12 protein-coding genes and 1 pseudogene are annotated in these 17465 nt (G+C 41.3%); 2 read left to right on the forward strand and 11 right to left on the reverse strand.

Annotated features, from left to right (window positions below):
* Window positions 1-44 precede the first annotated feature (44 nt).
* The 11 genes and pseudogenes from MSG93_RS13660 to MSG93_RS13710 form a co-directional block, all read right to left on the reverse strand.
* On the reverse strand, window positions 45-1229 hold the full coding sequence (locus MSG93_RS13660; protein ID WP_324622200.1) for a porin: 1185 nt from the start codon (window positions 1227-1229) through the stop codon (window positions 45-47).
* Window positions 1230-1416: 187 nt separating this feature from the next.
* Complete coding sequence (locus tag MSG93_RS13665; protein WP_324622201.1) at window positions 1417-2364, reverse strand: RDD family protein; 948 nt, start codon at window positions 2362-2364, stop codon at window positions 1417-1419.
* A 133-nt stretch (window positions 2365-2497) separates the two neighbouring features.
* Window positions 2498-3046, reverse strand: a complete 549-nt coding sequence (locus MSG93_RS13670; protein WP_324622202.1) for a hypothetical protein — start codon at window positions 3044-3046, stop codon at window positions 2498-2500.
* Window positions 3033-3494: a hypothetical protein gene (locus MSG93_RS13675; protein WP_324622203.1), complete on the reverse strand. Its 462-nt coding sequence runs from the start codon at window positions 3492-3494 to the stop codon at window positions 3033-3035. Before MSG93_RS13675 ends, MSG93_RS13670 begins: the two co-directional genes overlap by 14 nt.
* Before the next feature lie 12 nt (window positions 3495-3506).
* Window positions 3507-3964: pseudogene (locus MSG93_RS13680) on the reverse strand (hypothetical protein).
* A gap of 162 nt (window positions 3965-4126) precedes the next feature.
* Window positions 4127-4597, reverse strand: coding sequence for a hypothetical protein (locus MSG93_RS13685; RefSeq protein WP_324622204.1), 471 nt, complete (start codon window positions 4595-4597; stop codon window positions 4127-4129).
* The gene (locus MSG93_RS13690; RefSeq protein ID WP_324622205.1) at window positions 4594-9579 is read right to left on the reverse strand and encodes an RHS repeat-associated core domain-containing protein; all 4986 of its coding nucleotides are present in this window, start codon (window positions 9577-9579) and stop codon (window positions 4594-4596) included. Before MSG93_RS13690 ends, MSG93_RS13685 begins: the two co-directional genes overlap by 4 nt.
* 70 nt (window positions 9580-9649) lie before the next feature.
* A complete protein-coding gene (locus tag MSG93_RS13695) occupies window positions 9650-12847 on the reverse strand; it encodes a type VI secretion system Vgr family protein (RefSeq protein WP_324622206.1) in 3198 nt (1065 codons plus the stop codon).
* Window positions 12848-13031: 184 nt separating this feature from the next.
* Entirely contained in the window at window positions 13032-14216 is a 1185-nt protein-coding gene (locus MSG93_RS13700) for a cyanate transporter (protein ID WP_324622290.1), read from the reverse strand.
* Between the two features lie 3 nt (window positions 14217-14219).
* Complete coding sequence (locus MSG93_RS13705) at window positions 14220-14681, reverse strand: nucleoside deaminase (RefSeq protein WP_324622207.1); 462 nt, start codon at window positions 14679-14681, stop codon at window positions 14220-14222.
* 18 nt (window positions 14682-14699) lie between these two features.
* Window positions 14700-15368: an ankyrin repeat domain-containing protein gene (locus MSG93_RS13710; protein WP_324622208.1), complete on the reverse strand. Its 669-nt coding sequence runs from the start codon at window positions 15366-15368 to the stop codon at window positions 14700-14702.
* A 212-nt stretch (window positions 15369-15580) separates the two neighbouring features.
* Between MSG93_RS13710 and MSG93_RS13715 the strand changes: the two genes are divergently transcribed.
* Window positions 15581-16444, forward strand: coding sequence for a LysR family transcriptional regulator (locus tag MSG93_RS13715; protein ID WP_324622209.1), 864 nt, complete (start codon window positions 15581-15583; stop codon window positions 16442-16444).
* Window positions 16445-16622: 178 nt separating this feature from the next.
* Window positions 16623-17465 (forward strand): alpha/beta hydrolase, encoded by an 843-nt coding sequence (locus tag MSG93_RS13720; RefSeq protein WP_324622210.1) that lies wholly within the window; start codon window positions 16623-16625, stop codon window positions 17463-17465.

Raw genomic sequence — 17465 nt, forward strand, 5'->3', positions numbered from 1 at the left:
AGCCAGTCTATCGCAAACAGACTGGCTCATTTTCCAAGCTGGATTTAGAAATAATACCCCAGCGATAAATAGAACAATTTATTCCATTGATTGCTGTCACCTTGTGCCAGTCCATCTGCGCCACTACCCGTCATTGGGTCATTGCGACTCCAGATATATTCACCCTGTATGCCTACTTTTTTATAGTTAAAATATAGACCCGCGATTAAGCGATCCGAATCTTGATAGCCTGCTTCATCTTTATAAAAACGACTATACGACACATAAGGTTTAATATTTTCTAACTGATGAAAAGGCTTGGCAAAGGTGTAGTTAATTTCATTGGCCATATATTTGCCTTTGTTAGCCACTTGATAAGGATAGTCAAATGCGCCAATGGTCGAACTTTTTGGCAAAAGATCATCTGCATTTTTAATGTCCTGCTCTCCTGCCAGGAACAACCACTGCCATGCCTGATAATTGGTGGTGCTAAAAATGCTCCATGTACTACGATGCCCATCTTTATTGGTTCGGTTATTTTCCAGCTCCGAATACCAGTAAGAGCCACCAATTTCCGTGGAGAAATTCTGGGATTGATCTAGTTCAAACTTTCGGGATAAACGTGTCACCCACATATTCTTTTCATCAATATCGGTGCCTTGAGTCAGATCGTCTGCCCGCACAAAGTTACCGCTATAGCGACTGGAATCCTTGGAGGTACCTTTGTAGTTGCCACCATCAGTTGGATAAAAACCGAGAATGAAGTTATACAGATTGTCCTTAAACTGGTACTTCACCCCAAGGTTTTGAATGTCTTCCAGTCCAACGGTATTCAACAAAGTTTCATAATAACTATTGCCCCACAGTCGTCCAAAGCCGAAATCAACCGATTGAAAACCAACTGTCAGCCGTTGCTGATCCGAGAATTTATAGCCTGCCCAAGCATCTTTTAAAAATAGGGCATCACATAAGCGATCATACTGGTAGCAACGCACATCCATCGATGCAATCCAGTCTGGGTTTTCATAACTGAGTACCGCTTTGATATCTGCCAGTTGCCAGTCATCATTTTTAGAGCCTTCATTGGCTTCGACAATATAGTCTTTATGGATATAGCGGGTACGGATTGCACCTGTCAGTTTCAGTTCACCCGCTTGGGTTTTCGGGTCACCGATACTGATATCAGCGGCCCAGACTGGCGTATTTGCCAACACACCCATTGAACCCAAGAGAAGCAGTGCTTTTTTCATTGTTGTACGTCCTTGTTTAACTTCATAAGAAAATGAAGAAATTCACGCTGACAAACAATGCTTAAACTATAAAGTCGGTCTTTACGGAATGTGTTTAATGGGACAGAATTCGAGTTGCTGAAGCTATGTGCACACAGATTAAAAAAATTTAATTCATGCCATAGATAGCTTCAGCTTTTTTCATGGTTTAAAAATTTACGGTAGAAATCTCTTCTACAACTTTTAACCCTTGCTGTGTTTTTTTAACCGAGTACATATTCAAATCAATTGATGAGGCTAAGCCAAATTGAAGCCTTGTGCTCAAAAGAATTGAAATGTTACTACTGTCATTTATCAACTGCGGCTCAAGTGTCTGTAGATGATCTGCGAATGCTTGGGCAAAAAATGAATTATTCAGTTTTGCTGGGTCATTGATCTGTACATCAAATAAAATGAGTTGAGTCTCTGATTCTTCATCCGTTTCTGAAATCCGTTTTACATGAATAATTTCTGGTTGAATGTCCTTAAACTTGTTAATTTCAACAGTATTATCACGATCAAATAGGTTGAAAGAAGATATGCCAGTACCTAAGCACACCAAGGTAATCAATGCTGCAAAAATCTTATGCTTAGTCCACATCTCAGGAACTTGCTGTTCTTGATCATCTTTTTTTAAATTAATCACCATTGAACCCGCAACAAAGTCATGAAGTGAGCGGCGGTTTTGTCGGTTAAAAATATAAAAATAAATAATCAGGATTTGTAAGCAGACCAACAATAGGTTGAATAATTCAGATAACAGTAAAATCGGAAAATAACCACTTAATGACACGAGGCAGGATGGCGCAAACAAGATGGCTGAACGAAGCAACGATGGGGCTACAGCAAGATCTTTCCCATGTGTGTCAGTCACTCTAATTTTTAGAAGCTGTTTGCCAAAAGTTTGTCCAGAATGTAAGCAACTGTTTAACAAACCGAAATACAAAACAACAAAGAAATATCCAATAAAAATAGATATAACTGGAAATGGATACATAAACTCAGAGAGAAGTCGAATCGTACTCCAGCAGAAGCCTCCTACCAGTAATAAATCAATAAGAAAAGCAAATGATCGGCGCCAGAAACCAGCGATATAAGAAGATTTTAAAGAAGACAAAACTTACCCTTTATAATTAATTAAAAAATTTATTATTTTAGCTATACAAACCAATATTTCAAGATTATATAATAAATCTTAATAAAATAAAGTAATTAAGAGAATAAACCAACTGTCTAGGCTCTATTTCATTTTACTTAATTGTAATTATAGGCAAACCATCACCACAGAATGTTGTTCCTTGTTCTTGATAAAACATACCAATATTCCACTCCTTATCAATTGGAGAGAAAGTTAATTTATCTTCTTCATTAATAATTTCTTTCGAATATTTTTTAGGTCGAATAACTTCTAACTGATGTTTTTTTCCATTACAAAAAATATCAGCATTTTTTATACTCTTATTAAAGGTCCACCCATTTTCCTTAATTTTTGGAAAAATATTTTTTTGATAACTTTCTTCATTAAGCTCTTCTATTGGAATTTGTACCACTAAAAAACTTTGTGTTGGAGCAAAAGCAATCCCCTCATCTCTTAAGATATATTTCTGATCGTTGAAAACCTTATCTAATTGCTCTTTGAAAAAACTTAACTGTCCCTTAAATTGATCTGGTGAGACGTTACTGTAATCTATTTTGGCTGTTTCATTTACATTCTGCCGTTTTGACTCAAGATCTTTATTGCAAGCTGATAATAAAATAACAAAACCTATAATCAATGTTAAATGATTAAATTTTTTCACAACTATTCACACCATTTTTGTTATAGTACAACCCTATATTCCAAGAGTTTATATCCTCATAAGTAATTTCCTCACCTTTCTTGTTTCTCTCAATCAAATCATTAGGATACAAAATCCCAATAAGCTGATAATTACCAAGACAATACAAGGTATAGTTTTCCGAATTTTCCATTTCAACCCACCCATCTGATTTTATTTTATTTTTTATCCCATCCATTTCTACATTTGATAGTTTTGTCTTATCAATTAAAATTGTTCCAGCATGATTTCCAGGGCGCCTAATAGATACTTCAAAAGCAGGGTCATAAGATTCAAAATATTTAGATGTGATATCTTCAAAACTCATCATTTCAGATTTTCCGCGTTCGCCTGTACAAGATAAAATAGACAAAACAAAAACCAACAAAATATTTATTTTAAAAAATTTTCTCATCCAAGCAATTATCATATAAAAAAACATTTAATCCAAATTAATTACTGGAATTTCGTCTTTAATACAATGCTTAACCCCTGCTTCGCTGTAAGACAATCCAACTGACCATTCATCTATGTTTTCATATTTTATTTCCTCACCATCATAACCATAGTGCTTTGGATTTATTAGATACAACACTCCGATATATAACTTTTTATCCAAACAATATTCAAAAAAACTATCATGACTTGATATTAGCACCCAACCATCATCTCGCAATTTTTTTGTATATTTTCAAAATCACCAAATGACATCCTTGATTTTTTCACATCTGCTGTGACGTACTTATTCATAGGCTTATTAATCCAAACTTTCTCTTTTGGGTCATAGTTTCCAAAGTAGTTATCAATTACTTTATTAAAATATTGATCTTGGTGTTTTTCATCAGCATTTGAACATGCAGTCAGCAAAAAAGATAAAAACAATATTGAAATAACTTTCATAAATTTACTCTTAATATTTAACCTACAGTTAAAAATAAAATACTAATCGAAGCACAAGCCTCTATTTCTATTGTTTTATAGATACTAATATTATCTCCAAGAAAATATTAAGAATACGTCTAAAGACAGTATTTCAAAACTTGTTCAAATTATCTTTTTAAATTAATCTAATTTAATTACGGGTATCTCATCTTTTCTACATTGATTCACTCCACTTTCCCCATAAGATAACCCTACTAGCCAGTCATTAATATCTGTATATTTAACTTCACGCCCTTCAGGGTTGTAATGATGTGGTCGTATTGGATAAAGTATACCTATATGTATTTTCTCACCCAAACAATACTCATAGTAGCTATCTTGATCAGAAATAAGTTTCCAACCATCAACTTCCAACTTCTTACGAATATTAGAAAAATCATTTAAAGAAAGATTTGATTTTTTTATTTTAGTAATTGAATATTTACTTTCTGGCTTATCGACCCAAATTTTCTCATTTGGTTGATATTCCCCAAAGTATTGATTAATAACATGTGTAAAATACTTACCTTGTTGAGTTTCTTCAACGCTAGCACAAGAAGAAACACATATAGTCAAGAATATTATTAAACTTCTTACAAACCAATATTTCATTTCTTTCCTGCCTTGTTAAAATTTGGTAATTTAAAATCTAAATCTATAGTTTCCGTTTCTGAATAATCAAAAATTGTTGTACCTATTCCTTTTTCCCATCCAATTTGACTCTTCGTAGAAAATAGCTTTTGCCCATCAGGAACTGTTACTCCTCCAGTTAAACCTAACAATCCGCCTGTAATAGTGAAGCCTCTACCAGGGAGCCATCTATTGACAAAATTAGCTGTGTCTTCTTCTTTGGGTTTATTTGAAATTGTACCAAAGCTACAACCTCCTCCTTTAGCAGTTACACTTTTTAAAATTGATTTTCCAAACTCAAAGGGATTTTTATTTCGATTTTCAATTATTCCAGTAACTCCCGAAGCAACAGTTGAAAGGCTTAATGCTTTAGCTTTATAAACACTTCCATCATGAAGATTAATTACAACACCACCTGCTAATGGACCAACACCGCCTGAACAAATAGCATAATCAACACTTGGTGGGCAAACATAAGGAGTATAAGCATTTTTACCCAATACTGCTCTTGAGCGTAATCCACCTGGTTGTCTAGGTCTAGGCGTGCTTTCACAGACTGTACTCCTATAGAACTCTTCTGCACTTTTAGCCTTTGCTTCGTCTGCTAGTTTCTGCTGTCTTTCTTTTTCCGCTGCTCTCTGTTTTGCTTGCTCATTTGCAAGCTTTACCTGTCTTGCACGCTGAGCTTGCTGCTCAAGGCGTGCATTCTCAGTTTTGAGCCATTCTGAAGAACCCTCAGGTATTCTAAAAGGGTCTTTTTTACTCTTATTCTCAGCCATTAATCCCATCGGATCGACCCATTGAGTTGGATCACTTACATAGGCAGAAGTGTTATATCCACCAAATAACCCTATCGGATCTTTACTCAAATACCTTGCACTATACGGCTCATAATAACGATAACGGTTATAATGCAGTCCTGTTTCATTATCGTAATACTGACCTTGGAATCTAAGATTACTCTGCTCAAATGGATTGTCCTTATTGAGCATTTGAATCTCAAGTGCAGCCCCCCACGTATCCTGAGTAATTTCCCAAACACATTCACCTGCGGCATTGCTCAATGTTTGCGGTGTTCCGACTTGATCACAATGATAAAAAGCTGTTTGCTCTAAAGCCACACGGTTCTTACGTGTATCGCAGCTCCAAATTGGATCTTTATAAACCGAATAAGGCTTGTTGAGATATTCACTATAATCAGGTGTTTCTATCAGTTGAATAAAACCCTGATAACCCGCCTGCATTAACGGTACAAAGCTATCAGACTCATAGACATAATGTTTGGTATAGCTACTCTCAGGATTCTCTGTGCTTCTTTTTGATTCCCAGATCATCAAATCACCATCCCAACCAAATAAGGTGAAGTCTTGGTTTGATGATTTCTTATATAAACGACGTCCAAAGACATCATAACCATACTGAGTTACTTGCCCATTTAAGTTACTTTGAATTAAACGGTTATGATTGTCCCACGTCAGCTTTAAGACCTTGCCATTTTGCGTGGTTTCAATCACATTGCCTTGTACATCATATTGATAATGCTTGCCTTGATACTGCTTGATTAAATTGTTTTTGGCATGTGTTGTCTGGTTGATTGGGTCAATCAGATTCCCCGCTGGATCGAACTTAAAACTCTCGTTTTTATGCTGACTTTGCGTTGAAATCAAACGTCCAATCGGATCATATTGATAATTAAGCTGTCCTAAACGACTGTCTTCAACTTGGGTGAGCAAATAGTTTTTATCGTATTGATAATGTCTATGCGCTTGATAACGGAGTCGATCTGAGGTTTCTTGCTCAGGCTCAATCTGTTGAGAAATCAATAACCCGACATCATTATAATGTTTGGTTTGTACCAAACCATTTGCCAGAAAACGTACCGTTTCACGATGTAAATCATCTCGCTGAAAAGAAACAACATCCTGCTGGTTAAGCGCAATTCCGTAGATATGTCCTGAACCATAGCTCAGATTGGTCTGCTGCTGTCCATCTGGGCGAATGGTTTTAACCAGATTGCCCAGTTCATCATATTCATAACGTAGTACAGCCGTTAGATTCAACATCTTATAATGCTGGTGTTCACGCACCAATTGTCCAAGCTGGTTACGATACATTTGAACTTGGCTCTCAGCATTACTGGCTGAGCTTAATTGTTGATTTAAATTATATTCAAATTGCTCTGTCTGGCTTTGGTGAGTATGCAGATTGGTATAAGTTTTTGAAGCAATCTGTCCATCATCATAATAGCTAAATTCGGTCAGAATATTGGGTTGTCGAATCTGGAACAATAGACCATTTTCACTATAGCTATATTGCTTTTCTTCACCATCAAATGCTTGTTCACGAACTAACTGACCAAACTTGTTATAGCTAAACTGGTATTCAGCCTGATTCTGGTTAATAAGTTTTTGGATACGACCCTGCTTATCCCATTGATAGCCCACACGGTGTTGATTGGCATCAATGCGTTCTTCTAACAGGCCGACAGTATTGTATTGATATTGAGTGGTTAAGCCATTGGTATCGGTGTGTTTGAGTAGACGCCCTTCTTGATCATGCTCAAATAGTTCTTTCAAGCCATCTGGATAAACAATCGCTTGAAGTTGCCCTTTATCTTTACCTTGCAGACTATACAGATATTGAACTTTCTGTTCATTTGCCGCTTGCTGCGCACTTAGATCACCTTCCTCATCATATTCCCATGTACTGCTTTTGCCCGAACAATCAGTATAAGACAGCATTTGCCCTTGATCATTATATTGGATTTTCTTGATACCTCCTTTGGCATCAATCACTTCCACCACTTGATTATTGCTATTGTATTTATATTGAGTGACATGACCTAAAGGATTAATCTCTTTACTGATATTGCCTTGTGTATCATATTCACGTTTCCAGATATTGCCTTCTGGATCTTTGGTCTCGGTTAAATTGCCTTGTTCATCATAAGCAAAGCGAATCACACCACCATTCGGCTGTACAATTTTCGCCAGTTGGCCCTGATCATTATATTCTTGCTGAGTTTCCCGACCTTCAAAATCAATTTGTCGGGTGATGCGTTTCTCACCGTCTCGAGAATACCAAGACTCTCGACCATCGGCTAAACGGATACGATAGGTAAAACCATCCAAATCGAAATAATAATAGGTCGGTACATCATAAGCATCGTAAACCGCAACTTGGCGTAAACGCGGATGCCATTTCAGTTTGGTATGGAAACTGCCGTCATCCGCCCATTCTTCAATGGCTTTGGCATTTGGCAACGTCGATTCATAGCGAATATTTTGTCCACGGCCTGTACGATCGGTATAGCGCGTTAGCTGATGCGCCTGATTATATTCGTATTGACGTGCGTGCCCATTTTGATCGAAAGCTGTGATCAGATTACCTTGTGCATCATAGTGATAGCGTGCCCATGGCTCAATTTGATCATCCACAAATACAGCAATAATCTTGACTTGTTCATTAAAGGCTAATTTTAGTTGATGCTGTGCATGTTCAAACTGGAAATCAATGGCTTGAAGATAAGCAACACCATCTGCCAAAAGGTAACTTAGGCTAATTTTTTCATTGGTGTTTTCATTGAATTGTTGGATTAAATGATAGGGCTGGCCAAGACCAAATTGATGAAAATGGAAACTCCAGTCACCACCAAAATTTAATAATAAATCACCATTTTCAATTGGGTGAACCGTCATTCCCTCAAAAGGAACCGTGTAAGCCTGCTGCAAAATCGTGGATGGTAAGGCATGTTTACGCCCTTTCGCATCAATGAAGATATAACCTTGTGGCTTTGGCAGGATCACATTGGAAAAAGGCATCATCCAACGAGCACCCATCATCCCCTGATCAAACTCATCCATTTGCGAGTTATATTGGCGACTAAATACAAAACCAACTTTCGGTAAATAGAAATCGGCATGCTGAACCCGCTCTGCGCCAATTGAATAACTGATACTCTTACTAGTCTCTGAACCATCACCTTCACAAGGCGGTGCATTCAAAGCATCCGCCTGTAAGCTCACAAACTCTAAGGTATCCCCTTTGGTATGGCGCTCATATTCTCCAGTCTGATTAATCGGCACACTGGCATTGCCTTTATTTTCGCTGGCCTGAATCGCAGTTAAAGTTTGTTGTAATAACCAAGCCAAGCTGTATTTCTGCCCTGCATTGGCTTGCTGCTGTAAGGTCTGGCTTAAAGTTGCAATTGCTTGTGTTGCTTTCTGTTGCAGGTGTGTTTGAATATTTGGTTGTAGTTTAGGGGTTAAATCTGCCTGACTCGGTTTACCGATTAAATCAATAAGAGGTGCAGCCCAATTGCTAAATTTAAGTTGGGGGTCTCTTTTCTCGGCTGTCGCACCTGCCGACGTTACAGTCATGCCCGCACTTATTGCTGTCGCAGGCACGGACAAACTCGTAAGAATACTACTTCCTAAAATCGTTGCCTGTGAGAGCAAGGTCGCTAATTTGGCTTGCGTTTCTTGTAAAAACTTTTCTAAATCACCTGCGACCATCGCATTCAGATGCAGGCCCAAGCGTTTAATATCCGCGTCTTTAATCTTTCCATTTTCTGGATATAAACATTGCGACATTAGACCAAACATCGGACGTAATACCATACGCGCATGTGCTTCATTGCTTGGTTCAGCAAATAAACCAATTAAATTTGCAGCGAGCAATGCACCCTGTTGTACCGCAGCATCCTCTGTCTTGCTGTCGGTCGCATATAAAATTAAATCCAGCACACTGCCTGTTAAAGCAAAAATATTGGCTACCGTTGCAGTATTCGCACTCCCTTGTAATTGTTCTAAACTGGTATTCCCACATACCTGTAAATAAAGCTGGATTTGCTTGGCAATCATTTGCAGGTCAGTTACCGTGTGTACGCTGTCCAAATTAAAAACAGCAAGTTCAACCTTCGACGCTTTTTGATCTGTTGCCTGTTGTGTTTTTTCCGTAGCCATCAATCTCAAACCCTTAATTTATTTCAATACATCTATTTTTTAAATTGCTGCGCGTGAATTAAAATCTGTCCTAACCATTGTTCTGACCATGAAAACGATCAACGATGCCTTGTTGAAGAATCGAATCCATTTGGGTGGACTCCGCCAATTTTGTAGCTGCCTGATCTTTTACAAAACCCACACCCTGTGCTTTGATCATGTCAACCGACTGGCTCGGATTCATGGCGAGTTGTGCCAAGCTTTTCATTTGGTCTGGAGAAATATTAAGGTTCAGTTGCTTTGAAACAGCACTTAAAGCGGTATTACTGACTTGATCCTTGATTTGCCCAACCGTCTGCTCAACCAAACCATTTAAGGTATTTTTACCTATATTTTTAAGACTATTTTTATCCATTGAAACTAAACTGCTGGTCAGCTGTTGCTTCATGTTCTGTCCCAATGCACTGCTTAATGAGGCGGCAACTTTTTCTACCGGCTCTGCCCAAGTATAATCACGTTTAAAGTCACTACTTGATGCCCATGCACTGGTCTCATCTTTTTCAAAAATGACCTTGGCTGCGCCTGGTGCAATACCTGTCACTTGAGCAAAACCATTTCCATCCAGTTTGCCAGTCAGTTGCTTACCCAGAGAATCAATCACTTTATAGCTGTTCTGCTTAAAGAAATTATCTCCCCCATAACTTCTTAATAACTGTAGCGCTCCTTTTAGTGATTTTGCTTGTGGTAACTGGGGTGCATTGCTGCTTGCACTTGCGCCTGAGGCCAGTAAATGCTGCCCAGCCTTCACCTCAAACTTGCCACTGGTCACGGGGAAAATCCCCGAACCATTCAGCTTAATCTGAGAACCACCGGCAGTAATCACAATCTCTTTCGGACTGGTAATTTCAATTCGATCTTCGGTTGAAATAATCTGAATACCTTGCTTGGCCAGTAAATCCATGCCATCCGACTGTGCTTGGACTTCAAACTTACCTTTCGCAGCCACCTGTTTAATCCCATTCTGCGCAGCAAACACACTGATTCTGTTTTGTGCATGCGTAATCAGATTTTTCTGCGTGCTTAAGTTGATACTATCGCCTGCAAACTGATTGATCTGCCCATCCGCAGATAAATGAATATCTTCATTGCTACTTAAACCAATACCCGCAGGTGAGTTCAGCAATAATAATGATTTTTTAAACTGGGCGATCTTCTCTTGAATCTGCTCAGCGAATTCTTTGAGTTGATCAACTGATTCAATCTCATCGGTCTGCTGGTTCTTGGCCACTTCACTTAAGGCTTTGGCATTGCTTTGGTTACCTTCTAGCTGCTGCTTGGCAGGCTGTGCATCCAGATGTTCGCCTTGGGCTTGATCCTGTTTATGCGTGGAAACGAGTAAACCTTCTCCAGCTCGTACGGCTCCCCATTGATCGGTACGCAGTTCAAAACCTTCGCCCCGATCTTCACTTTCCGCTTTATCTTTCGGGTGGCTCAGTTTACCTAAGTTAAGTTGACTAGCAGCATGACTGCTCTGCAGTTGTGCGCTAATCTGTCCAGTGGTGTCATCAAAGCGTAACTGGTTAAAGCCTTCGCCCTGATATTCTTTCGATTTGATCCCTGCCAGTTTTTTGGGGTCTGGTAGCTTGCCTGCATTGTCGAATTTGCTTGGACTACGATGGGCTTCGTGGATACGTCCCACTACAAATGGACGGGCAATGATGCCATCAAAGAAGGCGAGGACTACGATTTCAGCGATACGCGGCAGGAAGCGTGCGCCATAGCCTTCTCCAGCCCACGGGGGCAGCACATCGACCCAGGCTGAATCGGTATCGTTGTCATTGGCACCTGCACCGCCATCATGGCTATGATCTTCATTACGGGTAAACAGGAAACGGACTTTGATACGGCCCCATTCATCCACGTGAATTTCTTCGCCGCTTGGGCCAACTACTTTGGCCCGTTGCGGTGAAGCGGCTGGACGGTGTTGTAATGGGTTAAATTCAGGAACGGTTTTGATGCTACGTCGTTGCAGCGTCAGCTGATTGGCTTGGCGTTCTTCTGTATTGCTTTGTTGGCTTGGCTGCCAATTACTTTGGGCCAATAGCTGATGAATCTGCTGGTGCAAATCTTTAGGCAAGTTGTTCTGGTTATAAAAGTTTTTGCCTGTGATCAGGAATTCTTTATCATTGCCATCGTGTTGATCGATTTCAGGGTGTTCGGCCAGTTCAAACCAGTAACCGACATGGGTGTCACGGACGGTGGTCTTCGCCACGAACTGTTTGGATTGCAGATCGTAGTATTGTCCGAGGTTCTGATTGAGCTTTTCTATCTGGGCATTGCCGGACTGGGTTGCACCATCTTCACCATTCAGGTCTTGCATCCAGGCAGGTGAAAAATGCCAGACCTGTTCCAGCCCCAGACTGGCATTGTCATATTGTTCACTGTGTTTATGGGTGCTTTGTACACTGCCTGCACCGTCTTCCTGTTCCAGTGCATCAGCTTGCCAGCGTTGCACATGTACGCTGCTCGGTTGTAATGAGCGTTGTCCGACCAGACTGGTCATGCTATCGTATTGTTCGGTGGCACTGCTGCGGTGATAACGGATCTGGCGACGTTCCAGGGCCTGATACTGACTATTGTCATCAATCAGACGCAGTTTTTGCGGCTGAATCGCAGCACTACTTTGTGGAACGATTCGTTCTGCTTCATCCACCAGCCAGTTGATGCCTTCACTACGCAGTAAACGGGTAAGAAAGTCATAGTCGCTCTCATTGGACTGCATTATGAATGGGCGGACATCGTAGTCCTGACTGAGTCCACTGAGGTCCAGCGTTAGGCTGGAGGCAAATAAGGGGCTTTTTTGTTGCCATTCTTTAAAGACGACTTCCACTACATCGCGTACGCTTTTATTCATAAACACGCGGCTGTTACGGCGTTGTTTCCACAGTGCGGTTGGGTCTTCTAAAGTGAGTTTATAGAGGGTTAAACTACCGTCCGACTGGCCTTGCAAGGCTTGGGTGATAATGCCCGTGACACGGCTGAGTTGTCCCTGATCGGTGACGGTATCAATGGCGGCCTGGCTGCCGATGAACTGTTTCAGGGGAATGGTTGCATTGGTCGACAAACAGATCAGCTCAGCCTTAAAACCGGCATTCAGCGCATGCTGGCCATCAATGCGTTGCAGGAAAACTTGGGTATTTAAATTTTGATTCGAAAACTGAATATGAATGGCACGTTTTGGTGCTGTAAGGCCTAAACTTTCCAGAGCCTGAAAAATATTGTTCAGCATTTTTTATAGAACATTTCATTAAATTTGCCATATTTTACTCAAAAAAACGATTTAATGTCTATACAGTTCTGTCTATAGATGACCATAATTGTCACATTCTATTTATTTTTTTAAACTTCCCTGTTAAGTACTGCACACGCTGCTGCTCAAAAAGACATTTTCCCTTTGTTCAGCTGCTGCGGATTTATTTGGTCAAGCGGATGGCTTTACCGTAATGTGTTGGGTTGAGTCTGATCATCAGTATGCTCACCACCACTACCATTGCCAAATGCCAGATCCAACCAAGGGTATAACCACCTGTGAGACCGTGAAATACAGCAAGTAGCCACGGCGCAAGCGCTGCAAGTAAGAAACCACCACCTTGCATCAAGGCAGAAAGCTGTCCTGCATGTGCGGGATCAGCCAGATGATCAAGTACCACAATCATCAGTAAGGCAAAACTGCCACCCAAGCCTGCCCCTAAAACCACGACCCATAGATAAGGCAGATATTCAGGGATAAAAGCCAAGCCCGCAAATCCAAGTAGTTGCATGAGCAAAGTTAAACCAATCCATATCCGGCGGTCCTGATTGCTTCGGGATAAATAAGGCAATAGCAATGCTGCCGCAGCTTGACTGAGTGTCAGTACTGCCATCAAATTACCGCTCGCTGTTGCACTCCAGCCTCGCTCCTGATAGGCCGGCGCCAGCCATGCCACGATTGAGCTGTAGCCACCATTGATCAACCCAAAGCAAAAAATCAACAACCATGTCCGCGGCTGTTTCATGAATACACCAACCGATGGAAGTTTGTATTGAGATTTTGCAGGTCGAGCCAAAAAACAACTGGCAAGAAGAAATGCAGCAATTGCGGGTAAAGTGAAAATCGATAGACCAACTTTCCAGTCTCCACTTACGCTAGTGACTATCGGCGCAATTAAAGCACCCAAAGCCCCGCCGCCCATCAACATGGCTGAATATAGCCCCATCATCGGCCCTAGATGATCCGCAAATTCTCTTTTGATCATGCTTGGAAAGCAGGCCTGTACAATCGCCACACCTAAACCAATGATGGCAGCAGTCAAAATCAAGAATCCACCATTCGGCACAATAAAACGTAATGCACATCCCAGACAGATAATTGCTAAAGCCGTCAGAATGGACTTACGCTCACCAAGCGCACTTTGTATCGAAGGCCCAACAAAGGCAATGATTCCCATCAGCAGCATAGGAACTAAAGTGAGTAAGGCAATTCCTTGCAAACTCAGGCTGGTTCCTGTTCGTATCGGATTCGCAACTGGCCCAATGCTGGTCATAAAAGGCCGTAAATTGAGTCCGACCAATGCCACAGTTGCGATCAGCATCGGACGATGATTAAAGGAGGTCATCATCATTTAGGCCAATGATTTCCAGTAAGCATACAAATCTGGTTTTTGCTCCAGCCGTACAGGGACATAGCGAATCTGCATCGACTGCTCGGCAAAAGGCTTGGCCAGGTCGGCATAAATTGCAGCGGTAGATAAGCCAAAGGGTTCACCCGCTTCATTTGAGTAGGCATAAGTCACGGCTTGTATACCTGCCATACGCATGGCAGCCATACACATCGGACAGGGATGTCCACTGGCAAACACCGAACATCCTTCCAGATTGGCCGAGTTCAGCTGTTTGCTGGCTGCACGGATGGCCTGTAACTCTGCATGCGCAGTGGGATCATTGCTGCTGAGAATCTGATTCACACCGGTCGCAATGACCACGCCATCTTTGACAATCACCGCCCCGAATGGACGGCCACCCGCCTCACTATTTTGATAAGCAAGTTCAATGGCCTGACGTAGAAAATCCGTATGTTGATCCATGTTTATCTCCTGTCGGTTTTATTTTGCACCAGCAACCAATAATGCATTTTCAATCTGCTTATAACCACGCGTCTGCGCATGGGCTAGAGGTGTTACGCCATCACGATCAGCCAGATTGACATTGGCACCCGCCTTGATCAGCAGCTCGACGATTTGCTGATATCGCGTATCGCCATTGCCCAGCATGATGGCTTCCAGTAATGCCGTCCAGCCCAGATGATTAACATGATCAACATTCACACCAGCCGCAATCAGTGTTTTAACCGTTTCGACATGACCTCGCTCACAGGCAGGAATCAATGCTGTACCGCCATAACGATTGGTACTTTTCAGGTCTGCACCATGTTGCAAGGTCATGGTCAAGATCTCTAAATGCCCTCTTCCACCTGCATAGAGATAAGGACTGTCCTGAATATTATCTTTGGCATTGACATCAGCCCCCGCCTTGATCAACGCCTGTGCCGCCTGAATATGGTTGGCGCGTGTAGCAATCATTAACGCGGTTGCACCTGATGAGTCACGCACATCGATGTCTGGACTTTTAGACAAGAGTTGCTCGATTCGGACCACATCATTTTGTGCTGCCGCCTGATGTAAAGCATTATTTTGCATCGTATCTCCTGAGCTGGCATAACCACAGGCAGACAATGCCATGATTAAAGCAGCAGCGATTAAGGATTTGTTCATCGACTTCCTCCTAGCCAACATAAAAAGGCAGCAAAGATGCCGACAACCTTGTGGTTGATCAATACCATCCTTGCAGTCAATCTACCTCTGAGTTGAGCATAGCGAGATTCATGACTATTTAAAAATTAAATTATTGAATCAAATGTATTAAGATAATGAATACCTATTTAAGTCTTAAATGGAAAAATAATTCCAAACAATGAGTTATTGCGATGTTTGATCCACGTTTGTTACGCGCCTTTGTCACGATTATTGAAGCGGGCAGTTTTACTTTAGCGGCAGAACGCTTGCACATGACACAATCGACAGTCAGTCAGCAATTGGCAAGGCTGGAACAAGCTACAGGAAAACAGTTGATTGATCGTCATGCCCGGCCAATGCAACTCACCAGCGCAGGTGAATACCTGATTAGTTATGCCCGGCGTATTCTGGCACTGCAGCAAGAGGCTCAGAACGTGCTCGGTGATCCAACAGGCACCATCCCGATTCATATCGGCTTGCCGGAAGATATTATGAATACCGACATGGCGCTGGCCTTGAGTCGGTTTAGCAAACAACATCGTAGTATTCGGCTAGATGTGACTGCAGGACTGAGTCGTGATCTGATGGAAGGCTACCGAAGTGGACAATTTGATCTGGTGATTGTGAAAGAAGCCATTGCCAGTGCGGATCATCATGCGACTTTTCCTGAAGAAATGGCTTGGTTTGAAAGTATTGATCATGGCGGAAACTGGTCTGATCCCCTGCCACTGGTGACCTTTCCACAAGGTGGGCTATATCGCGAAGATATGTTTGAGCAGATCGAACGTGAACGGCAACATTGGTATATCGCATTTACCAGTAACAGTTTAGCCAGCGTACTGATTGGTGTTGAAACCGGGCTGGGCGTGTCTCTGCTTCCGGTGGTTACCACCCGAGGCTATCGGGTACGTGAATATCTTGCGTTGGGTAAAGCACAGCCAATGACAGTTTCGATCTATGCCTGGGATAAAGACGGGCTGGTTGCACAGCTTTTACAGCAAATGACCGAAGTATTGAATCGACGTTTTGAACACTCAAAGGCGTCTGCTTTCTGATTTTTAAATGACCAGAAAGACAAAATTAAATCGTCTTTAAGTGTCAAAAAATATGCTTCATGTGCCAATAATCTGTTTCATGGCACAAGAAGTTAAATTCATTCATCTACTGTCAAGACATGTCTGATACTGCTTACTACTATCAATAGACATCAGTCCATTTGATAAGTAGATCACCATGGCAAAAAAAACAGCCACAAGATACAGCGAATATCATCGCAATAACCTGATTTTCAAGGTCATTGATACAGGTCCAATTGATGGTAAACCAGTTATTCTTTTACATGGCTTTCCAGAAACTGCCCACAGTTGGCAAGCAACTAGTGAAATCCTCAATCAGCATAACTTCCGCACTTTTGCCATTGAACAACGTGGCTATAGCTTAACTGCTGCTCCCAAAGGTCGTTTCCAATATTCGATTGGTGAACTGGTTGCCGATGTCAAAGCTTTCATTGATTTGTTAGGAAAGCCTGTATACGTCATAGGTCATGACTGGGGTTCGATCGTTGCTTGTGAATTGGCCTTGCAATACCCAAATTTGGTAAAACATCTAACGCTGGTTTCTGTTCCTCATACAGGCGCATTTCTAAAAGCCATGCTGAGCAGTACGCAAATCTTCACCTCTTATTATATTGGCTTTTTCCAGTTGCCATTCATTCCTGAACTGTTATTTAAAAGAGCCAAGACGCTCAGCCATTTTTTATTGAAAAATTCGGGAATGAATACTGCACAGATCAACGATTTTCAGCAGTATTTTGTTCAGGAGGATCGTATTGGCGCGGCGATTAACTGGTATCGCAGTATGCCACTGGCCCCAATTCGCTCTACCTTCAAGAAAGTCAAAGTGCCAGCCCTGTTTATTTGGGGGAATCAAGATATTGCGATTGGCAAAAAAAGTGCCCAGCTCAATAAACAGTTTTTTGCTGGTCCTTATCAAGAAGTTCATCTGGATGCCACCCACTGGATTCCGGTCCAGAATGCTGAACAGCTCAGCCATTATTTTCTAAAAGCAGTCAATTAA

The sequence above is a fragment of the Acinetobacter sp. IK40 genome (genome assembly GCF_035615075.1).
Classification (GTDB): domain Bacteria; phylum Pseudomonadota; class Gammaproteobacteria; order Pseudomonadales; family Moraxellaceae; genus Acinetobacter; species Acinetobacter courvalinii.